Source organism: Burkholderia sp. BKH01 (assembly GCF_025685725.1).
Classification (GTDB): domain Bacteria; phylum Pseudomonadota; class Gammaproteobacteria; order Burkholderiales; family Burkholderiaceae; genus Burkholderia; species Burkholderia pyrrocinia_C.
In genome coordinates this window covers 33,805-53,977 of sequence record NZ_JAOTQT010000037.1, presented here as the reverse complement: position 1 = coordinate 53,977, position 20,173 = coordinate 33,805, and the positions used below count along the sequence as shown (strand labels likewise).

The following is a 20,173-nucleotide window of genomic DNA, read 5'->3' as shown; positions in this document are numbered from 1 at the left end:
GCGGCGCCCAGGGCCGCGAGCCTGCCGCCGATCCGGCGCCCGCACCGGCCGCGCCGGCCCGCCAGCGACGCGCAGCCGCTCGTCGCCACGCCGCGGGACGACAACCACCGTGCGACGGCCCCCGCGAAAGCGGCGGACGCCGGCACCGCTCATTAACGGAGAAAGGCATGCAATTCGACAAGCGCGCCTGGCTCGACAAGATCAAGCAGATGTTCGCGGGCTTCGACCGCCCGCTCGCCCTCATCGTGTTCCTGCTGCTGTGCGTCGGCATCGTCACGCTGTACAGCGCGGCGATCGACATGCCGGGCCGCGTCGAGGACCAGCTACGCAACATCCTGCTGACGTTCGTGCTGATGTGGGTGATCGCCAACATCCCGCCGACTACGCTGATGCGCTTCGCGGTCCCGCTCTATACGTTCGGGGTCGCGCTGCTGATCGCGGTCGCGCTGTTCGGGATGACCAAGAAGGGCGCGAAGCGCTGGCTGAACGTCGGCGTCGTGATCCAGCCGTCGGAGATCCTCAAGATCGCAACACCGCTGATGCTCGCGTGGTACTACCAGCGCCGCGAAGGCGGGCTGCGCTGGTACGACTTCCTCGCCGCGTTCGGGATCCTGATGGTGCCGGTCGGGCTGATCGCGAAGCAGCCCGACCTCGGCACGGGCCTGCTCGTGTTCGCGGCCGGCTTCTTCGTGATCTACCTCGCCGGCCTGTCGTTCAAGCTGATCGTGCCGGTGCTCGTCGCGGGCGTGATCGCGGTCGGGTCGATCGCCGTGTTCGAGGACCGCATCTGCCAGCCCGAAGTGCAGTGGCCGCTGATGCACGACTACCAGAAGCACCGCGTGTGCACGCTGCTCGACCCGACTTCCGACCCGCTCGGCAAGGGCTTCCACACGATCCAGGCCGTGATCGCGATCGGCTCGGGCGGTGTGCTCGGCAAGGGCTACCTGAAAGGCACGCAGGCGCACCTCGAATTCATTCCGGAGAAGCACACCGACTTCATCTTCGCGGTGTTCTCGGAGGAATGGGGGCTCGTCGGCGGGCTCGTGCTGCTGACGCTGTACATGGCGCTGATCGCGCGCGGGCTCTATATCGCCGCGCAGGGCGCGACGCTGTTCGGCCGCCTGCTCGCGGGCTCGCTCACGCTCGCGTTCTTCGTCTATGCGTTCGTCAACATCGGGATGGTGAGCGGCGTGCTGCCGGTCGTCGGCGTGCCGCTGCCGTTCATGAGCTACGGCGGCACCGCGCTCGCGACGCTCGGCATCGCGATCGGGATGATCATGAGCGTCGGGCGACAGCGGCGGCTGATGAAGAGTTGACCGCGCGGCACGGCCGCAGCCAAGAAAAACGGCGCTCCGGCGCCGTTTTTTATCGTGCGTTTCGAACGCGGCAACGCGGCGCGGCGCCCACTCACTGCGGTGCCGCGCGCGGGCTCCCCGGCTCCGCACCGACGCCCGAGGCCGGCCCCTGCGCCTTCAGCCGCGCGCTCAACTCCTTGAATTTCAATCCGGCCGTCTCGTCGCCCTGCGCGGCCGCCGCCGCGTAATACGCCCGCGCGATATTCAGGTTCTGCTCGACGCCGTCGCCGCCGCGCTCGTAGAACGACGCGGTCACATACTGCGCGGTCGGCTCGCCCGCGTCGGCGGCCTGCTTGTACCACGCGAACGCCTGCCGGTTGTCGCGCGGCGTGCCGCGCCCGTCGAGGAACTGGTTCGCGAGCGACAACTCGGCCTGCACGTGCCCCTGCTTCGCCGCGCGCAGGAACCAGCGATGCGCTTCGGCCGGATTGCGCGCAACGAACTCGCCGTCGTCGAACATCCGGCCGTACACGTACTGCGCATGCGACATGTTCGAGTCGGCCGCGCGCTTCAGCCAGCGCAGCCCTTCGTCGATGTTCGCCGTCACGCCTTCGCCCGTCAGCAGCATCATCGCGTAGTTGAACTGCGCGAGACGGTCGCCGCGCTCGGCCGCGTCGTGGAACTGCACCAGTGCCGCGCGATAGTCGCCGGCGTTGTAGTCGGCGACCGCCGATTGCGTCTCGCGCGACGGATCGGGCTTCGCTTGCGGCGCACCCTGCGCGGCCGCCGCGACACACACGGCCCACAGGCCGAGCATCGCGCCCAACCGCCCGCTTGCACCGCTCGCACCCTGCGCGCGCCTGCAAGACGCGCCGTCACCGCCGTTCATGACCGTACCTCCTGCAGCGCTTGCCGCGTCGCACGCAGCAGCCAGCTCACGTCGGCCGACAGCGTGATCATCCGGTAGCCGGCCTCGCGATACTGCCGCGCGCCCGCCGCGTCGCCCGCGAAAATGCCGACCGCGACGCCGGCCTGCCTGCCTGCTGCGAGCACGCGCGCCATCGCGGTTTCGACGTCCGGGTGGCGGATGTCGCCGAGATGCCCGAGGCTCGCCGCGAGATCGGCCGGGCCGATGAACAGGCAATCGACGCCTGGCGTCGCCGCGATCCGCTCGACTTCGTCGACGCCGCGCGCCGATTCGATCTGCACGATCACCGCGACCTGCGCGTTTGCCGTCTGCACGTAATCGCGACGCATGCCGAACGCCGCCGCGCGCACCATGCCCGCGACGCCGCGCAGCCCGTCAGGCGATTCCGGCGACGGGAAGCGCGTGAGCCGCACCGCGTGCGCGGCGTCGTCGGGCGTCTCGATGCACGGAAACATCAGCGTGCGTGCGCCGGCGTCGAGCGCGCGCTTCACGAGCCACGGCTCGCGCGCCGGCACGCGCACGACGGGTTCGCTCGGCAGGTGCGCGGCAGCGATCGCGCGCAACTGCGAGGTGACGTCGCGGCTATCGTTCGGCGCGTGCTCCATGTCGATGCAAAGCCAGTCGTAGCCGGCGTGCGCGAGCGCTTCCGCGGCCGAATCGCTGCCGAGCGACAGCCACAGGCCGTACAGCGGCTCGTCGCCGTCGCGCAGGCGTTGTTTGAGGGAATTGGTGAGCGTGCTCATCGATACGGCCTCCTGGACGGAACGGCAATCGAACGGGACAAGCAACAGGCGAAGGGGCGCCACACGTCGGGCAGCGCGGCACGACGGCGGCGCCAGACCGCGCCCTTCAACGTTAGTCGGCTGTGGGCGGCCAATCTGACAGCGCGCGCCGTACGACCGCACACCGATGCGTTTTCCGGTGCCACGCAACGATCATAGCGCGGCGTTACGCGGAATGTGGGAATGGGCGGGGAGCAGCGCCGGCGCGGGACGAGGCCGCGACGCGCGGTGGCGGGCAGCCCGCGCCGGACGGCGGGGCTGCCGGGAAGGCAGGATCAGCGGCCGGGCTGGCGCTCGACGTCGGCCCAGCAGTTCGGCGTTTCGTACAGGCGCACGCGCTCGAGGCGCAGGTTCACGCCGTAGTGCGCGTCGTACACGTTCGCGAGCAGGTCGAACGCGATCGCCGCAAGGTTCTCGACGGTCGGGATCCGGTCGATCACGACGGTCTTGTGGTCGGCCATCTGCTCGAGGAACGAGCGCACGACCTCGTCGCGCGCGTAGACCAGGAACGCGTGGTCCCACTTGCTGACCAGGTGCTCCATCGCGAGCGCCTTCACGTCGGCGAAATCCATCACCATGCCGCGGTCGGGCGCGCCCTCGGTATCGACGAGATCGCCGCGCAACGTGATTTCGAGCACGTAGCGATGGCCGTGCAGGTTCCTGCACTGGCTGCGGTGATCGGGAATGCGGTGGCCCGCGTCGAATTCGAGTTTTCGGGTAATCAGCACGATGTCAAAAGCCGTGGCTCAGGGAATGTTCAGATATTTGTGGGTCTGCATCGACAGGCGCCACTGCGGATGACGCTTGCACCAGTCGATCGCGAGCTTCGTATTGAGGTCGCGCGACGGGCCGTCCATCGGCTGGACGAGGAAATACTCGAAGTCGAGCTTCGCATAGTCGGCCAGCCGCTGGTTGTCCTGCGGGATCACGACCTTCAGTTCGTTGCCCTTCGTGACGACGAGCGGCGCGTCGGCCTTCGGGCTCACGCAGATCCAGTCGATCGATTCGAGCACCGGCAGCGAGCCGTTGGTCTCGATCGCGATCTCGAAGCCGGCCGCGTGCAGCGCGTCGACGAGCGGCTGGTCGAGCTGCAGCATCGGCTCGCCGCCCGTGCAGACGACGAAGCGGTGCGCTTCGCCATCCGGCCACAGGCCGGCGATCGTCGCGACGAGCGCTTCGGCGTCCTTGAACTTGCCGCCGTTCTCGCCGTCGGTGCCGACGAAGTCCGTATCGCAGAAGCGGCACACGGCCTCCTCGCGATCCTCTTCGCGGCCCGACCACAGGTTGCAGCCGGCGAACCGGCAGAACACGGCCGGCCGGCCCGCGTTCGCGCCCTCGCCCTGCAACGTGTAGAAAATTTCCTTGACCGCGTAAGTCATCGTCCTTCGTCCGGCTCGCGCCGCTCGTTGTCGATCAGAATCCGTTATCCATCAAGCGCTGCCGGCGCGCCGCGTCACAGCGGCGCTTCGGTCACCCGCTCGCCCTTCAGGTAGGCCTCGTAGCCGCGCTTGCGCAGCTTGCAGGCCGGGCACTCGCCGCAGCCGAAACCCCAGTCGTGCAGCTCCGCGCGCTCGCCAACGTAGCACGTGTGCGTCTCGACGCGGATCAGCTCGACGAGCGCTTCGCCGCCGAGCTGTTCGGCAAGCTGCCACGTCTGCGCCTTGTCGAGCCACATCAGCGGCGTCTCGAGCACGATGCGCGTGTCCATCCCGAGGTTCAGCGCGACCTGCAGCGCCTTCATCGTGTCGTCGCGGCAGTCGGGGTAGCCCGAAAAATCAGTCTCGCACATCCCGCCGACCAGCACGCGCAGCCCGCGGCGATAGGCGATCGCCGCGGCGATCGTCATGAACATCAGGTTGCGGCCCGGCACGAACGTGTTCGGCAGGCCGTTCGCCGCCGTCTCGATCTCGATCGTGCGCGTCATCGCTGTATCGCTGATCGCGCCGAGCACCGACAGGTCGATCATGTGATCGTCGCCGAGCCGGTCCGACCACGCGGGAAACTTGTGCTTCAGTGCTTCGCGCACGCCTTCGCGACATTCGAGCTCGACCCGATGGCGCTGGCCGTAATCGAAGCCAAGCGTCTCGACCGTCTGGTAGCGTTCGAGCGCCCATGCCACGCACGTGGCCGAGTCCTGCCCGCCGGAAAACAACACGAGCGCGCCGTCTTTAGCGTCTGTCCGAATCACCGTGATACTCCGTGAATGTGTAGGCTCGCGTCGCGCTGCGCCCCGGGGCCGGCTGCCGCCGGGCGGCCCGACGCGTGCCGGCCTGCGCCGGCTCGACCAGTATAGGCAGCGCGGTCGGCCGCGAACGCGGCGGAGCGCTTATACCGCCCATCGCGCGGCATCGTTGCCGCGCGTCACGGCGGCGCATCACTGGCAGCCTGCCGTGCGCATGTAGCGATGCGCTAAGTCATTGAGCGGGCACGGATTTTATCATGCCCACGCGAATGCTGCCGCGCACGCCGCCTATGGCACGCAATACCCACCACAAACGAAAAACCCCAAGAACCTTCCGATTCTTGGGGTTGGAACTGCTGGTGGCCTGGGACGGAATCGAACCATCGACACGCGGATTTTCAATCCGCTGCTCTACCAACTGAGCTACCGGGCCAACGAAGAATGAAAGTATATCGAGCTTTTCTCACCTGCTCAAGCGTTTTCGCAAAAAATTTATACGGCGCCTTCGGCCGGCTTCTTGCCGAGTTCGACGCCGAGCTGCTTGAGCTTGCGATACAGGTGCGTGCGCTCGAGGCCCGTCTTCTCCGCGACGCGCGTCATGCTGCCGTTCTCGCGCGCGAGGTGATATTCGAAGTACGCGCGCTCGAACGCATCGCGCGCTTCGCGCAACGGGATGTCGAACGGGATCGCGGCCGTCTGCCCCGCGAGGCCGAGTGCCGCCGCCATGTCGTCGCCGAGCGTCGGCAGCGCAGCCGCGGATGCAACCGCCGCGGCCCCCGCGGCCTGTCCGGCACCGGCCTTCGCCGCCGCGTTGGCGGACACCGGCGTCGCGCCGCGTGCGAGACCGTGCTCGACGGACTTCAGCAGCTTCTGCAACGCGATCGGCTTCTCGAGGAAATCGAGCGCGCCGATCTTCGTCGCCTCGACGGCCGTATCGATCGTCGCGTGCCCGGACATCATGATCACGGGCATCGTCAGCAGCCCCTGCGCCGCCCATTCCTTGAGCAACGTGACGCCGTCGGTATCGGGCATCCAGATATCGAGCAGCACGAGATCGGGCACCTGATTCAGCCGGTATTCCCGCGCGGCTTGCGCGTTCTCCGCTGCCTCGACGACATGTCCTTCATCGCTGAGGATCTCCGAGAGCAATTCCCGGATGCCCATTTCATCATCTACCACCAGGATGGTTGCCATTTACGCTGCCCTTGTCTGCTCACTTGCTTTTGTCTTAGCGGGGGTCGTCCCGCCCTGCGCGCCTGTTTCGGCGCCTGGCGCATCGCTCGCCATCTGCAGGAACAGGATCGACACCTGCGCACCCTCGACGGTCTCGCCGTGCATGCGATTGCGCAGATCGATCCGCGCACCGTGCTCGTCGACGATTTTCTTGACCGTGGCCAACCCGAGCCCCGTGCCCTTCGCCTTCGTCGTCACGTAAGGCTCGAACGCGCGGGTCAGGATGCGTGCCGGAAAACCGGGCCCGTTGTCGGACACGGTAAGACGTACCGCGACGCGCGTTTTGCCCTCGGCGTCGGGATCGCCATATTCTACTGTCTTGGTTTCGATCAACACACGCGGATGCGCGACTTCCGCGACCGAATCCTGCGCATTCTGCAGCAGGTTGTGGATCACCTGGCGCAATTGCGTCGCGTCGCCGCGAATCACCGGCAGCGACGGCGCGAGCTCGGCGACGATCGGGCTCTTGCCCTCGCCGACACCATACAGCCCGAGCACCTCGCTCGCCAGTTCGTTCAACTGCAGGTTCGCGAGCACCGCCGGCGGCGTGCGCGCGTATTCGCGGAAATCGTCGACCATCCGTTTCATCGCGGCCACCTGGTTGACGATCATCGTCGCGCCGCGCTTGAGCACATCCGCGTCGGGCGGCGCGAGCTTGTCGGACAGCTTCATCTGCAGCCGCTCGGCCGACAGCTGGATCGGCGTCAACGGATTCTTGATCTCGTGCGCAAGCCGCCGCGCGACCTCGCCCCACGCGACCGAACGCTGCGCGGAAATCACGTCGGAAATGTCGTCGAACACGACGACGTAACCGGATGTCTGCGGATCGTCGGCCTGCCCGTCGACCGTCAACACGAGGCGCGTGCCGCGCACGAGCAGCGTCAGCGGATCGGCTTCGCCCGGCACCTCGATCGCGAACTGCTGCTGCCAGTGGCCGCGATCGCCGCTGGCGCCGTCGGACGCCGCCTCGCGATCGGCGAACGCCTTGCGCACCATCGCGCCGAACCCCGCGGCAACGCCGATCCGGTCGAGTGTCGTGCCGATCAGCGCGTTGAACGGCTGCCGGAAGATTCGCTCGGCACCGCGATTGGCCGTCGTCAGCCGGAACTGGCGGTCGAGTACGAACACACCGGCCGTCAGGTTCGCGAGGATGCTTTCGAGATACGTCTTCGAATGCTCGAGCGCGATGCGGTTCTTCTCGACCGCGAGCCGCGCCTCGGACAACTGGCGCGTCATCGCGTTGAACGACTGCGTGAGGAAACCGAGCTCGTCGCGCGTCTTGATCTCGCGCTTCGGCGTGTAGTCGCCTTCCGTGATCTCCTTCGTGCCCTGCGCGAGCAGGAACAGCGGCCGCGCAAGCTGCTGGCCGAGCGCAAGCGCGAGCATCATCGCGATGAAGGTCGCGAGGAACAGCGCGAGCGTCAGCGTGCCGATGTACATCTTGCGCAAGCCGGTGCGGCCGAGCGCCTTTTCCTGGTACTCGCGATAGGCGCGCTGCACGGCGTCCGCGTTGTGCGCAAGCGTCGGCGGCACCGGTTGCGTGAGCTGCAGGAAACGTTCGGCCGGCTGCAGCAGCGACGTCGTCGCATCGGGAATCGGCCGCACGACGCGCAGCCGCAGCGCGCCCTTCGCACCGTGCGCGCGCGGGTCGCCGTCGACTTCGCCTTCGATCGCCGCGTACGCGCCGTGTTCGCGCGCCTGGCTCAGCATCAGCGGCGTCGGCAGGTCATCCGGAATCAGCGCCGCGAAATTGCCCGACGCCTGCGCGACGATATGCAGTTCGGGCGCCGCGCCCGAGCCGCCGCGGCCCGGCTCGACGATCGTCGCGTCCTGCACGCCGAACTGGTCGCGCAGCCGCAGCAGCGTGAGCGTCGTGCCGTTCGTGTTCGCATCGACGCTCGCGAGCTGGTCGGACATCAGTCGCGCCTTCGTCTGCAGATCGGACAGCGACGCATCGAGCATCCCGCGGCCGAGGTTCAGGCCGGCCGTCAGCGCCGTCTCGACGTTCACGTCGAACCACGACTCGATGCTGCGCGACACGAACTGGTACGACACGATGTAGATGATCCCGCCCGGCACCACGCCGACGAGCGCGAAGAACACCGCGAGCTTCGCGAGCAGCCGCGTGCCGAACTTGCCCTTCCTCAGGCGCACGACGATCATCCCGATCAGCCCGAGCACCACGAGCAGGAATACGAGCGCGACGACGATGTTGGTCGCGTACAGCCACGAGTAGTAGCGGTCGAAGAATTCGGTGTTCGCGCTCGCGGCCGCGAGCAGCACGAGCAGCAGCAGCGCGGTGAGCGCGACGGTCGAGACGATCACGCGAACGAGGAGGCTCTTCCCGCTGGCCGCGCGGCGCACTTTATTTAGCACGTTCGGTCACCGTGAAGTTGAAGCGCTTCCAGTCCGACCCGAGCGTCCAGTCGCGGTTGTTCACGGCGTCGACCTGGAACGGCTTCGGCATCAGCGCCGTATCGAGCTGCATCCGCACCGATGCCATGTAGGTTTCCCCCAGGCGCACCTGGTTGCGGTCGATCACATGCCACGACGTGATGTGCCGGACGACCGCGAGCGCGTCCTTCAGCGACGGGAAGCCGAGCTGCAGGCCGCCCGTCGACACGCGGTATTCGCGCGTGAGCGGCTGGAACGACAGGCGGATCGTCTGCGTCACCGACACCGGCTGCTCGTCGAACCAGTACCAGCGCGCGCGGCTCAGCTCGAAGTCGGTCGTGAAGTAAAGCGGGATGCCCTTGTTGACGGCATCCTCGAGGTTCGGATTCAGCTCGAAGTCGAAACGGGCGTCGAGGCTCCAGCCGCTTCCGTCGGCCTGGAGCGACGCGCGCTGCACGGCGATCGACTGGGCATGCGCCGGCCGGACGACGGCCAGGCACAGCGTCAACGCGACCATCAGGACGGCCGCGAGCCGAAGTGGAAAAAGGTGTTTGATCGTCACCGTTTCTGAAACCGCGCGTAGAAAAATCCGTCGTGATCGGTGTTCTGGTCGAGTGCGCCGGCGGCCGCCCCTCCCTGCACTCCGCCCGGCAGCAGCTGGCCGGGGGCGTCCAATCGTACCGCATCTTCACAAGCCGCTTCAAACCAGCGGGCCTGCAACTCACCTTCTTCGGGGAAGATCGAACAGGTCACGTAAAGCAATTCGCCGCCCGGTTTCACGAGCGGCCACAACGCCGACAGGATGCGGCGCTGTTCCGCGACGAGCGCCGGGATGTCGGCCTCGCGGCGCAGCCAGCGAATGTCCGGATGCCGCCGCACGATGCCGGAGGCCGAGCATGGCACGTCGGCCAGGATACGGTCGAACGGGCGCCCGTCGTACCATGCGTCGGGCGCGCCCGCATCGCCGACACGCACATCCGCTGCGAGCGACAGGCGCACGAGGTTCTCGCCGATGCGCGCCGCGCGCGTCGCGTCGCTTTCGAGCGCAACGACTTCCGCATCGGCCAGTTCGAGAATGTGGCCGGTCTTGCCGCCGGGTGCCGCGCATGCGTCGAGCACGCGCATGCCGTCGCGCGCGCCGAGCCATTCGGCCGCGAGCTGTGCGCCGGCATCCTGCACCGACACCACGCCGTCGGCGAATCCCGGAATGCGCTCGACCGGCAGCGCCGATGCGAGCCGCACCGCATGCCGGCCGATCGCGGTCGCGTCGATCCCGCTCGCGCGCAGCGTGTCGAGATACGCGTCGACGCTCGCGCGGCGCGCATTCACGCGCAGCGTCAGCGGCCCCTGGCGCTCGCCGGCCGCGAGGATCGCCTGCCATGCGTCGGGCCACGCGCGCTTCACCGCATCGACCCACCATGCGCGGTAGTTCCAGCGCGCGACGGCGTCGTCCCGCATCGCCGCGACGAGCGCGTCGCGCTCGCGCAGGAAACGGCGCAGCACCGCGTTGACCATTCCCTTCGCGAACGCAAATTCGCGCCGCGCGCCGATTACGGTGACGGCCTGGTCGACCACCGTGAACGCCGGGTACGCGGCATCGTCCGCCGGGTCGAGCAGCAGCGCGAGCGCGCCGGCGAGCACCGCGTGCACGTGCGCGGGCGGCGCCTTGCTGACGAACTTGCCGATCAGCCAGTCCGCGCTGCCGAGGCGTCGCATCGTCCGGTACGCAACGTCCTGCGTCGCGCCGCGCGCGAGCGCCTGCGCACCGGACGCCATCTGCGCGAATACCACCGACAGCGCTGCCGGCAGCGCGGTGCCGCGCCGTACCGCATCGACCGCCTGCGCGGCCGCGTCGAGTGCGAAGCCGAGCGATTCGGGCGCAAGGTGCAGCGCGGACAGGCGCGCCGGGCGGCCGGAAGAAGACGGAGCGGAAGAACGGGTTCGTGTCATCGGAGCGAAATCGGCAAACAAACGCAGCAAGCAAATGCGGCAAACGGCGGGATCGCGGAGGCCGCGCGGCCCAGCGATCCCAAACCGCGCATTGTAGCGTGCGACCATGCGGCCCCTTTGGCCCGTTTACCGCGCGCACAAATGAAACACCCCGCAGCGCGAAGCGTGCGGGGTGGCGAGGGGGACGCCACGCGGCAACGGCCGCGCGGTGCGCCGAGACTTAATCGAAGCGGCCGGTACGCGCCATCTCCATCAGGCGCGCGATGCGCTCCTCGGTGGCCGGGTGCGTCGAGAACAGGTTCTGCAGGCCACCGCCGTGGAGCGGGTTCATGATCATCATCTGCGCGGTGGCCGGATGCGCTTCGGCGGCCTGGAACGGGATGCCGGCCGCATAGCGATGGATCTTGTCGAGCGCGGTCGCAAGCGACTGCGGATCGCCGGAAATCTGTGCGCCGCCGCGGTCGGCCTCGAACTCGCGTGCCCGCGAAATCGCCATCTGGATCAGCGCGCCGGCAATCGGTGCGAGCAGCGCGACCGCAATACCCGCGATCGGGTTGGCCGGCCGGCCGTTCTCGTCGCGCCCGCCGAAGAACATCGCGAAGTTCGCGAGTGCCGAGATCGCACCCGCCATCGTCGCGGTGATCGTCGAGATCAGGATGTCGCGGTGCTTCACGTGCGCGAGCTCGTGCGCCATCACACCGCGCATCTCGCGCTCCGACAGCACGCGCAGGATGCCCGTCGTCGCGGCGACCGCCGCGTGCTCGGGGTTGCGGCCCGTCGCGAACGCGTTCGGCGCATCCTCGTTGATCAGGTAGACGCGCGGCATCGGCAGGTTCGCGCGCGTGGCCAGCTCGCGCACCATCCGGTAGAACTGCGGCGCCGTGTTCTCGTCGACTTCCTGCGCGTTGTACATGCGCAGCACCATCTTGTCGGAGAACCAGTACGAGAAGAAATTCATGCCGAGCGCGAACAGCAGCGCGATCGTCATGCCGCGCGAGCCGCCGATCATGCCGCCGATCACGATGAACAGGGCCGTGATCCCGGCCATCAGCATCGCCGTTTTGACCCAATTGAACATACCCACTCCTTATCCGTCAGGGGACCCGCCGCGCATCACAGGGCGCGACGGAAAATTGTAAGCGATTTGTTAGATAAGGTCTTGCCGGAAAAATTCAATCTCAGCGTTGCGATGTTGCAAGACGCAGGCCGAGGCCGACGAAAGCACTGCCGACCGTGCGGTCGAGCCACTTCTTGACGCCCGGCTTGCCGGAAAAGCGTTGCGTGACGCTGCCCGCGACCCATGCGACCAGGCTGGTCCAGACCGTGCTCATCGCGACGAACACCGCGCCGAGGGTCAGGAACGCCAATGCCTTGTGCGGGCTGTCGACCGAGACGAACTGCGGGAAGAACGACACGAAGAACAGCACGACCTTAGGGTTCAGCACGTTGGTCCAGAAGCCCTGCATGAACAGTTGCCGCAGCGGCTTCGCGGCCTGTGCGGCGGCGGCGCCCGACGGTGCAGCCGCCTGCTTCGCGACGATCATCCGCACGCCCAGATAGATCAGGTACGCGGCGCCGACCAGCTTGATCACCGTGAACGCGGCAGCCGACGCTGCAAGCAGCGCGGTCAGGCCGAATGCGCACGCGAGCGCGTGAACGCAGCAGCCGACCGAAATGCCGAGCGCCGACATCAGCCCCGCGCCGCGGCCCTGCGCGACGCTGCGGCCGACGATGTAGGCCGTGTCGGGGCCGGGCGTGACGTTCAGCAGGAAAACTGCCAGCACGAAGAAGCCGAAATGGGTGATGCCGAACATGAAAACCTCGAAACCGGAGAGCGCAGGGAAATTCTACGCGCGCCTGCCGCGCTGCGCGACTCGGCCGTCCGGCCGATTGCGCAGGGCCGGCAGGCCGTGTCGAATGGCAGTCAGGTCACGTTACGCAACGTCGGTCGGCGCGAAACGCTGGCCCGCGGCGAGCGGCGAGCCGGCCAGGAATTCGCGCGCGGGCAGCCGCTTGCCGCCCGGCTTCTGCAACTGCGTGACGCGCAGCGCGCCGCTGCCGCATGCGACGACCACGCCTTCCGGCGCGGCTTCGACGATCGTGCCGGGCGCCGCGTCGCCGCGCGCCGCCACCGGCTCGGCCGCCCACAGCTTGATTGCCGCGCCGTCGAGCGTCGCGACGCCGCCGGGGAACGGATCGAACGCACGCACCTGGCGCGCGAGCACGTCGGCAGGCTTGCGCCAGTCGAGCGCCGCTTCGTGCTTGCCGATCTTTTCCGCATAGGTCACGCCGTCGGCCGGCTGCGGCGTCGCCGGCAGCGTGCCGTCGCGCTCGAGCCGCACCAGCGCGTCGACGATCAGCCGCGCGCCGTCGGCGGCCAGCCGGTCGTGCAGCGTTGCGGTCGTGTCGTCGGGCGCGATCGCGATGCGTGCCTCTTCGATCATCGCGCCGGTGTCGAGGCCGACGTCCATCTGCATCAGCGTGACGCCCGTCTCGGCGTCGCCGGCCTCGATCGCGCGGTGGATCGGCGCGGCGCCGCGCCAGCGCGGCAGCAGCGACGCATGGATGTTGATGCAGCCGCTGCGCGGAATGTCGAGCACCTCCTGCGGCAGCAGCAGGCCGTACGCGGCGACCACCATCACGTCGTGCGGCGTCGTGCGCAGCAGCTCGATCGCGTCGGCCGCCTCCGCGGGGTACTTGCCCGCGCGGCGCAGCGACGGCGGCTGCGCGACGGGCATGCCATGCTCGACGGCGTAGCGCTTCACGGCGCTCGCCTGCAGTTTCATGCCGCGGCCGGCCGGGCGATCGGGCTGGGTGAGCACGAGCGGCACCGGAAAACCGGCCTCGTGGATCGCGGCGAGGGCAGCCGCGGCAAATTCCGGCGTGCCGGCAAAAATCACGCGCAACGTATGGGTCATGACAGCGTTCGGGGTCGGGCAGGATGAACGCGCGTCACATCGCACGTTCGAGTTTCTTCATCTTCGTCTTGATGCGCGTCTGCTTGAGCGGCGACAGGTATTCGACGAACACGCGCCCCATCAGGTGATCCATCTCGTGCTGGACGCACACGGCAAGCAGGCCCTCGCAGTCGAGCTCGAACGCCTCGCCCTGCTCGTTGAGCGCGCGCACGCGCACGTGGTCGGGACGCTCGACTTCGTCGTAGATGCCGGGCACCGACAGGCAGCCCTCTTCATAGATCTGCTTCACGTCGCTCGACCAGACGATCTCGGGGTTGATGAACGCGCGCAACTCGTTCTTTTCCTCGGAAACGTCGATCACGATCACGCGCTCGTGCACGTCGACCTGCGTGGCCGCAAGGCCGATGCCGGGCGCCGCGTACATGGTCTCGGCCATGTCGGCGACGAGCTTGCGGATCCGGTCGTCGACCTTGTCGACGGGCTTGGCGACCTTGTGCAGCCGCTTGTCGGGGTAATGAAGAATGTTGAGCAAAGCCATGGTGTTCGGTATTCGGTGGCGCGGCGTGCCGCATCGGCCATCCGGCCGGCTGGCGCCGCCGCCGCGATGCAATGAAGATGAGGCGGATGCGCGGCGTATCAATGCCGCGAATCGCGCCTCCTGCAATTGGCCGGGCGCCTGCGCGCGCGGCCCTGTCGAGTATTTCGGATGATGAAAATTTTATCATGGCGCCACGCGGTCCGCTGGCCGCTGCGTTCGAGGGCAGCCTCATGTCGCCGCACGCGCTGACCACCTCCGCGTTGCGCGCGTGGCTGCAGCTCGCACATGCGCCCGGCCTCGCACCCGCCGTACTGCAGGCGCTGCTCGACGCGTTCGGCTCGCCGGCGGCGCTGCTGCGCGCGTCCGACCAGGCCATTGCCGCCGTGAGCAGCCCGGCCGCCGCGCAGGCCGTGCGCGCAAGCGAACGCGACGATCTCGATGCGCGCACCGATGCCGCGCTAGCGTGGCTCGATGCGCCGGGCAACGCGCTCGTCACGCTCAGCGATCCGGCCTACCCGCCGCGGCTGCGCGACCTGCACGACCCGCCGCCGCTGCTATATATAAAGGGCCGGCTCGACCTGCTGCACGCACGCGGCTTCGCCGTGGTCGGCAGCCGCCACGCGACGCCGCAGGGGCTCGCCGACGCGACGCGCTTCGCACGCGAGTTGTCCGACGCGGGGCTCCCGATCGTCTCGGGCCTTGCGCTCGGGATCGACGGCGCCGCGCATCGCGGCGGGCTCGACGGCCGGTCGGGCACGGTCGCGGTGATCGCAACGGGCGCCGACCTCGTCTATCCGGCACGGCACCGCGCACTCGCCCACGAGATTGCCGCGCACGGTGCGATCCTGTCGGAATGGCCGCTCGGTACGCCGGCCCGCGCCGCGCATTTCCCGCAGCGCAACCGGCTGATCGCCGCGCTCGCGATCGGCGCGCTCGTCGTCGAGGCAGCCCCGCGCTCCGGCTCGCTGATCACCGCGCGGCTCGCGAACGAACTGGGGCGCGATGTGTTCGCGATGCCTGGCTCGATCCACGCACCGCTCGCGCAGGGCTGCCACGCGCTGATCCGCGACGGCGCGAAGCTCACGGCAGCGCCGCTCGATATTCTCGAAGAATACGGGCTGGGAGAACCGATGACCGGTGTGGCCTGCCCCGGAATTCAGGGCGCGAACCCCGGCCAGATTCGCGCAACCGAAGCCTCCGGCCAGCACGCCTCCGCCGGCATCGTGGAAGCGGCCGCCTCCGGTCCGGCCGCCGCGCCAGCCCGAATCGAGGCATCCCCGCCTCTCTCGCTCGGCACCCCGTCCGAACAGGCCGTGCTCGCCGCACTGGGATACGGCCCCGTCACATACGAATGGCTCGCCGAACACAGCGGCCTGTCCGACGACGTGCTGCACCGCGTGCTGCTCGCGCTCGAACTGGCCGGTCGCGTCGCGAGTCTCCCCGGCGGACGCTTCGCGCGGCTTGACGCGGCCCCCACCCCGCCTGCGCGCGGCGTGCTACATTTCCCCGAATAGGGGCGGCCGCGCCGCCGACGATACTCAAGGAAATCCATGCCCGCGCTGAATCTCGACACCGATGCGGATCGGATCGCCGAGCGCCTCGCCGATCCCGGCACGTTGCTCGTCGCCTGCCTGTGCGCCGAGTGGTGCGGCACGTGCCGCGACTACCGGACGGCCTTCGACCAGCTCGCCGACGCGCATCCCGACGCCTGCTTCGCCTGGATCGACGTCGAAACGCACGCCGACCGCCTCGACGATCTCGACGTCGAGAACTTTCCGACGATCCTGATCGAGGATGCCAACACCGCACGCTTCTTCGGCACGGTGCTGCCGCACGCGGCGATCGTCGAGCGAATGCTGACCGACCTGAGCGCGGTACCCGGTGCGCCGCACGCACCGAAATTGCGCAACGTCCTGAACGTCGAAGCCTGAATTCGCACGCCGGCCCGGCGGTTTCTCGCGCGTTTGCGCACCGCGCCGCGCCGGGCGCTTGCCGCCGCAGCAGCCCCCCCTCTATGATGACCCGCTTTTTACACGCCGAGCCGCCGTCGCTTCGGCGTGTGCTATAAAGCGGTCGTAAAAGGGACCCACACCGGCGAACCCGGTCTACCATCACACACCTGTCATGTCCAAAGCACTGATCATTGCGGAAAAGCCTTCTGTCGCGAACGACATCGCGCGCGCTTTGGGCGGCTTTACAAAGCATGACGAATACTACGAGAGCGACGAATTCGTCCTTTCGTCCGCTGTCGGCCACTTGCTCGAAATCGCCGCCCCGGAAGAGTACGAGGTCAAGCGCGGGAAATGGAGCTTCGCGCATCTGCCCGTCATCCCCCCGCATTTCGACCTGAACCCGATCGCAAAAAGCGAGTCGCGCCTCAAGGTGCTCACCAAGCTGATGAAGCGCAAGGACGTCGACCGCCTGATCAACGCATGTGACGCGGGGCGCGAGGGCGAACTGATTTTCCGCCTGATCGCGCAGCACGCGAAGGCGAAGCAGCCGGTCCAGCGCCTGTGGCTGCAGTCGATGACGCCGCAGGCGATTCGCGACGGTTTCGCGAACCTGCGCAGCGACACGGACATGCAGCCGCTCGCCGACGCCGCACGTTGCCGCTCGGAAGCCGACTGGCTCGTCGGGATCAACGGCACCCGCGCGATGACCGCGTTCAACAGCAAGGGCGGCGGGTTCTTCCTGACGACCGTCGGCCGCGTTCAGACGCCAACGCTGTCGATCGTCGTCGAACGCGAAGAGAAAATCCGCCGCTTCATCCCGCGCGACTACTGGGAAGTGAAGGCCGCATTCGCGTGCGCGGGCGGTTTCTACGAAGGCAAGTGGTACGACCCGAAATTCAAGCGCGACGAATTCGATCCGGAAAGGCGCGACTCCCGCCTGTGGAGCCTACCGGCCGCCGAAACGATCGTCGCCGCATGCCGCGACCAGGTCGGCACGGTCTCCGAGGAATCGAAGCCGTCGACGCAGCTGTCGCCGCTGCTGTTCGACCTGACGAGCCTGCAGCGCGAGGCGAACGGCCGCTTCGGCTTCTCCGCGAAAAACACGCTCGGCCTCGCGCAGGCGCTGTATGAAAAGCACAAGGTGCTGACCTACCCGCGTACCGACGCGCGCGCGCTGCCGGAAGACTACATTTCGACGGTCCAGTCCACGCTCGAGATGCTCAAGGAGAGCAACAACTACCTGCCGCATGCGAAGCAGGTGCTCGACAAGGGCTGGGTGAAGCCGAACAAGCGGATCTTCGACAATTCGAAGATCAGCGACCACTTTGCAATCATCCCGACGCTGCAGGCGCCGAAGTCGCTGTCCGAGCCGGAGCAGAAGCTGTACGACCTGGTCGTGAAGCGCTTCCTCGCCGTGTTCTTCCCGGCGGCCGAATTCCGCGTCACGACGCGGATCACCGAAGTCGCCGGCCATCACTTCAAGACCGAGGGCAAGGTGCTCGTCGAGCCGGGCTGGCTGCAGGTGTACGGCCGCGACGCCGAAGGGGCGGACGCGAACCTCGTGCCGGTGCAGAAGAACGAGAAGGTGAAGACGGACGAAATCGCCGCCGTCGCGCTCGTGACGAAACCGCCCGCACGCTACTCGGAAGCGACGCTGCTGTCCGCGATGGAAGGCGCGGGCAAGCTCGTCGAGGACGACGAGCTGCGCGAGGCGATGGCCGCGAAGGGCCTCGGCACGCCGGCCACGCGCGCGGCGATCATCGAAGGCCTGCTCGGCGAGAAATACCTGTTGCGCGAAGGCCGCGAGCTGATCCCGACCGCCAAGGCATTCCAGCTGATGACACTCTTGCGCGGGCTCGGCGTGAAGGAGCTGACCGCGCCGGAGCTCACCGGCGAATGGGAATACAAGCTGTCGCAGATGGAGCGCGGCAACCTCGGGCGCGACGCGTTCATGCAGGAAATCGCCCGCATGACGCAGCAGATCGTCAAGCGCGCGAAGGAATACGATTCCGACACGATCCCCGGTGACTACGCGACGCTCGAGACGCCGTGCCCGAACTGCGGCGGCCAGGTGAAGGAAAACTACCGCCGCTTCGCGTGCACGAAGTGCGAGTTCTCGATCTCGAAGATCCCGGGCAGCCGGCAGTTCGAGATCCCGGAAGTCGAGGAGCTGCTGCAGAAGAAGGAAATCGGTCCGCTGTCCGGGTTCCGCAGCAAGATGGGTCGCCCGTTCTCGGCGATCCTCAAGCTGTCCTTCGACGACGAGACGAAGAACTACAAGCTCGAGTTCGATTTCGGCCAGGACCAGGGCGGCGAGGAAGGCGAAGCACCCGACTTCTCCGCGCAGGAACCGGTCGGCGCGTGCCCGAAGTGCAAGGGCCGCGTGTTCGAGCACGGGATGAGCTACGTGTGCGAGCACTCGGTTGCGAACCCGAAGACCTGCGACTTCCGTTCGGGCAAGGTGATCCTGCAGCAGGAAATCACGCGCGAGCAGATGGGCAAGCTGCTTGCCGACGGCCGCACGGATCTGCTGCCGAACTTCAAGTCGTCGCGCACCGGCCGCAACTTCAAGGCGTTCCTCGTGAAGCAGCCGGACGGGAAAATCGGCTTCGAGTTCGAGAAGAAGGAACCGAAGGCCGCTGCCGCGAAGAAAACGGCAAAATCGGCGACGAAGGACGCCGAAACCGTGACGGAAGGCGCCGAAGAGAAACCGGCACCGGCCCGCAAGACCGCCGCCAAGGCCACGGCGACCAAGACTGCCGCCCGCAAGACGACGGCGCGCAAGACCGGCTCGTAACGGCCGGGCCGCCGGGGCTTCCCCCGGCGTACCGGGCTCCGGCATGCCGCCATAAAAAAAACGCGGATCGATCGCTCGATCCGCGTTTTTTCTTTGTGCCGGCGGCAACCGCCGCCCGGCCGTCGTGCCGTTACAGCGGCGACGGCACCGCGACGCGCGTGCGCGTCGAACGCGGCAGGCGCGGCGACAGGTTCGGGTCGGCCGATTCGGGTTGCTCGGCACGCGTCTCTACGCCGATCGGCGCGAGCGTCGCACCCTGCGCGGCCCACTGCTCGCCGATCGTCGCATCGGTCGAGTGGCTGAAATACTCGACGAGGTGGTCGATGAACGTGCGCACCTTCGCGGGCAAATGGCGCCGGCTCGGGTAAGCGATGTTGATTTCGACCTGCGGCAACCGGAAATCCGGCAGCAGCCGCACGAGCGCGCCGCGCGCGATGTCGCTGCCGATCAGGTAGCTCGGCAGGATCGCGACGCCCATCCCGAGCAGCGCGAACTGGCGCAGCATCGCGGTGTTGTTCGCGACGATCACGTTGGTCGGGCGTACGCGCACTTCGCCGTCCGGCCCCGTGAACACGCGCTCGTCGCCCCAGTATTCGGCCGGCAGGCTCAGGCTCGGGTGCGCGACGAGCTGCTCCGGATGGGTCGGCACACCGTGCTTCTCCAGATAGCTCGGCGTCGCGCACACGGTCATGCAGCCCGTGGTCAGCCGCCGCGTGACGATGCTCGCGCTGCGCATCTGGCGCGTGACGACGATGCCGACATCGAAACCTTCCTCGACGAGATCGACCTGCCGGTCGACCAGCGTGAGATCCGGCACCACTTTCGGGAAATTCTCCGTATACGTCTGCAACACGGGCGCGAGGTTATGCAGGCCGAACACGACCGGCGCGACGATGCGCAGCGTGCCGACCGGCTCGTGATTGCGCGCAACGACCATCTGCTCGACGTCCTCGAGCTCATCGAGGATCTGGCGAGCACGCTCCAGATAGACCTGGCCCGACTCGGTCAGGGAAAGGCTGCGTGTGGTGCGGTTCAGCAAACGCGTGCCGAGCCGGCCTTCCAGATCGGCGACGTGACGCGTCGCAACCGCGTTGGAAATATCCATTGCACTCGCGGCCCGCGCAAAACTGCCGAGATCTGCAACCTTGACGAACACGCGCATCGACTGCAAATGATCCATAAACGACTCCTGCCGCTGTTACAA

Annotated in this window: 18 protein-coding genes and 1 tRNA gene; 4 read left to right on the top strand and 15 right to left on the bottom strand. The window is 67.7% G+C overall.

All coding sequences use genetic code 11. The features are described 5' to 3' along the window. Positions 1–167: 167 nt before the first annotated feature. A complete protein-coding gene (gene rodA, locus OEJ37_RS32785) occupies positions 168–1,316 on the top strand; it encodes a rod shape-determining protein RodA (RefSeq protein WP_152860840.1) in 1,149 nt (382 codons plus the stop codon). 91 nt (positions 1,317–1,407) lie between these two features. Here rodA and OEJ37_RS32780 read toward each other — a convergent pair whose 3' ends face one another. The 14 genes from OEJ37_RS32780 to def form a co-directional block, all read right to left on the bottom strand. Further along, positions 1,408–2,184: a tetratricopeptide repeat protein gene (locus OEJ37_RS32780; protein WP_263349151.1), complete on the bottom strand. Its 777-nt coding sequence runs from the start codon at positions 2,182–2,184 to the stop codon at positions 1,408–1,410. Next, positions 2,181–2,966 carry an HpcH/HpaI aldolase family protein gene (locus OEJ37_RS32775; RefSeq protein WP_174420270.1) on the bottom strand — a complete coding sequence of 262 codons (786 nt, stop codon included), beginning with the start codon at positions 2,964–2,966 and terminating at the stop codon, positions 2,181–2,183. Before OEJ37_RS32775 ends, OEJ37_RS32780 begins: the two co-directional genes overlap by 4 nt. Before the next feature lie 314 nt (positions 2,967–3,280). Next, positions 3,281–3,733 (bottom strand): 6-carboxytetrahydropterin synthase QueD, encoded by a 453-nt coding sequence (gene queD, locus OEJ37_RS32770; RefSeq protein WP_006482561.1) that lies wholly within the window; start codon positions 3,731–3,733, stop codon positions 3,281–3,283. An 18-nt stretch (positions 3,734–3,751) separates the two neighbouring features. Further along, positions 3,752–4,384 carry a 7-carboxy-7-deazaguanine synthase gene (gene queE, locus OEJ37_RS32765; protein ID WP_072437609.1) on the bottom strand — a complete coding sequence of 211 codons (633 nt, stop codon included), beginning with the start codon at positions 4,382–4,384 and terminating at the stop codon, positions 3,752–3,754. Between the two features lie 74 nt (positions 4,385–4,458). Next, on the bottom strand, positions 4,459–5,193 hold the full coding sequence (gene queC / locus OEJ37_RS32760) for a 7-cyano-7-deazaguanine synthase QueC (RefSeq protein WP_174420269.1): 735 nt from the start codon (positions 5,191–5,193) through the stop codon (positions 4,459–4,461). Between the two features lie 351 nt (positions 5,194–5,544). Next, positions 5,545–5,620: transfer RNA gene (locus OEJ37_RS32755), tRNA-Phe, on the bottom strand. A gap of 59 nt (positions 5,621–5,679) precedes the next feature. Then, positions 5,680–6,381 (bottom strand): response regulator transcription factor EsaR, encoded by a 702-nt coding sequence (gene esaR, locus OEJ37_RS32750; RefSeq protein ID WP_174420268.1) that lies wholly within the window; start codon positions 6,379–6,381, stop codon positions 5,680–5,682. Further along, positions 6,382–8,796, bottom strand: coding sequence for a sensor histidine kinase EsaS (esaS, locus tag OEJ37_RS32745; protein WP_263349146.1), 2,415 nt, complete (start codon positions 8,794–8,796; stop codon positions 6,382–6,384). Next, positions 8,786–9,376, bottom strand: coding sequence for a DUF4390 domain-containing protein (locus tag OEJ37_RS32740; RefSeq protein WP_034179354.1), 591 nt, complete (start codon positions 9,374–9,376; stop codon positions 8,786–8,788). The genes esaS and OEJ37_RS32740 overlap by 11 nt, the downstream gene beginning before the upstream one ends. Next, the gene (gene rsmB, locus OEJ37_RS32735) at positions 9,373–10,764 is read right to left on the bottom strand and encodes a 16S rRNA (cytosine(967)-C(5))-methyltransferase RsmB (RefSeq protein ID WP_174420266.1); all 1,392 of its coding nucleotides are present in this window, start codon (positions 10,762–10,764) and stop codon (positions 9,373–9,375) included. Before rsmB ends, OEJ37_RS32740 begins: the two co-directional genes overlap by 4 nt. A gap of 220 nt (positions 10,765–10,984) precedes the next feature. Further along, entirely contained in the window at positions 10,985–11,842 is an 858-nt protein-coding gene (htpX, locus tag OEJ37_RS32730; protein ID WP_014895693.1) for a zinc metalloprotease HtpX, read from the bottom strand. A gap of 100 nt (positions 11,843–11,942) precedes the next feature. Further along, a complete protein-coding gene (locus tag OEJ37_RS32725; RefSeq protein WP_263349143.1) occupies positions 11,943–12,578 on the bottom strand; it encodes a LysE family translocator in 636 nt (211 codons plus the stop codon). Between the two features lie 120 nt (positions 12,579–12,698). Then, complete coding sequence (gene fmt, locus OEJ37_RS32720; protein ID WP_175947037.1) at positions 12,699–13,682, bottom strand: methionyl-tRNA formyltransferase; 984 nt, start codon at positions 13,680–13,682, stop codon at positions 12,699–12,701. 34 nt (positions 13,683–13,716) lie between these two features. Next, the gene (gene def / locus OEJ37_RS32715) at positions 13,717–14,220 is read right to left on the bottom strand and encodes a peptide deformylase (RefSeq protein WP_034179358.1); all 504 of its coding nucleotides are present in this window, start codon (positions 14,218–14,220) and stop codon (positions 13,717–13,719) included. Positions 14,221–14,291: 71 nt separating this feature from the next. Here def and dprA point away from each other — a divergent pair, with 71 nt between their 5' ends. The 3 genes from dprA to OEJ37_RS32700 all read left to right on the top strand — a co-directional run bounded on the left by dprA (position 14,292) and on the right by OEJ37_RS32700 (position 18,969). Beyond that, entirely contained in the window at positions 14,292–15,734 is a 1,443-nt protein-coding gene (dprA, locus tag OEJ37_RS32710; protein WP_411859304.1) for a DNA-processing protein DprA, read from the top strand. A gap of 36 nt (positions 15,735–15,770) precedes the next feature. Further along, entirely contained in the window at positions 15,771–16,151 is a 381-nt protein-coding gene (locus OEJ37_RS32705) for a thioredoxin family protein (RefSeq protein ID WP_152860856.1), read from the top strand. A 193-nt stretch (positions 16,152–16,344) separates the two neighbouring features. Then, positions 16,345–18,969, top strand: a complete 2,625-nt coding sequence (locus OEJ37_RS32700; RefSeq protein WP_263349137.1) for a DNA topoisomerase III — start codon at positions 16,345–16,347, stop codon at positions 18,967–18,969. 130 nt (positions 18,970–19,099) lie between these two features. On the opposite strand, the gene OEJ37_RS32695 is transcribed toward OEJ37_RS32700, so the two are convergent. After that, positions 19,100–20,149 carry a LysR family transcriptional regulator gene (locus OEJ37_RS32695; RefSeq protein ID WP_034179362.1) on the bottom strand — a complete coding sequence of 350 codons (1,050 nt, stop codon included), beginning with the start codon at positions 20,147–20,149 and terminating at the stop codon, positions 19,100–19,102. Positions 20,150–20,173: the final 24 nt, after the last annotated feature.

Bases quoted from the DNA above. Each gene is read 5' to 3' on its own strand.
- queE (WP_072437609.1), bottom strand. From the start codon at position 4,384: ATGACTTACGCGGTCAAGGAAATTTTCTACACGTTGCAGGGCGAGGGC.
- OEJ37_RS32725 (WP_263349143.1), bottom strand. From the start codon at position 12,578: ATGTTCGGCATCACCCATTTCGGCTTCTTCGTGCTGGCAGTTTTCCTG.
- OEJ37_RS32705 (WP_152860856.1), top strand. From the start codon at position 15,771: ATGCCCGCGCTGAATCTCGACACCGATGCGGATCGGATCGCCGAGCGC.
- OEJ37_RS32700 (WP_263349137.1), top strand. From the start codon at position 16,345: ATGTCCAAAGCACTGATCATTGCGGAAAAGCCTTCTGTCGCGAACGAC.
- OEJ37_RS32775 (WP_174420270.1), bottom strand. From the start codon at position 2,966: ATGAGCACGCTCACCAATTCCCTCAAACAACGCCTGCGCGACGGCGAC.
- esaR (WP_174420268.1), bottom strand. From the start codon at position 6,381: ATGGCAACCATCCTGGTGGTAGATGATGAAATGGGCATCCGGGAATTG.
- dprA (WP_411859304.1), top strand. From the start codon at position 14,292: ATGAAGATGAGGCGGATGCGCGGCGTATCAATGCCGCGAATCGCGCCT.
- fmt (WP_175947037.1), bottom strand. From the start codon at position 13,682: ATGACCCATACGTTGCGCGTGATTTTTGCCGGCACGCCGGAATTTGCC.
- OEJ37_RS32695 (WP_034179362.1), bottom strand. From the start codon at position 20,149: ATGGATCATTTGCAGTCGATGCGCGTGTTCGTCAAGGTTGCAGATCTC.
- rsmB (WP_174420266.1), bottom strand. From the start codon at position 10,764: ATGACACGAACCCGTTCTTCCGCTCCGTCTTCTTCCGGCCGCCCGGCG.
- OEJ37_RS32780 (WP_263349151.1), bottom strand. From the start codon at position 2,184: ATGAACGGCGGTGACGGCGCGTCTTGCAGGCGCGCGCAGGGTGCGAGC.
- def (WP_034179358.1), bottom strand. From the start codon at position 14,220: ATGGCTTTGCTCAACATTCTTCATTACCCCGACAAGCGGCTGCACAAG.
- rodA (WP_152860840.1), top strand. From the start codon at position 168: ATGCAATTCGACAAGCGCGCCTGGCTCGACAAGATCAAGCAGATGTTC.
- htpX (WP_014895693.1), bottom strand. From the start codon at position 11,842: ATGTTCAATTGGGTCAAAACGGCGATGCTGATGGCCGGGATCACGGCC.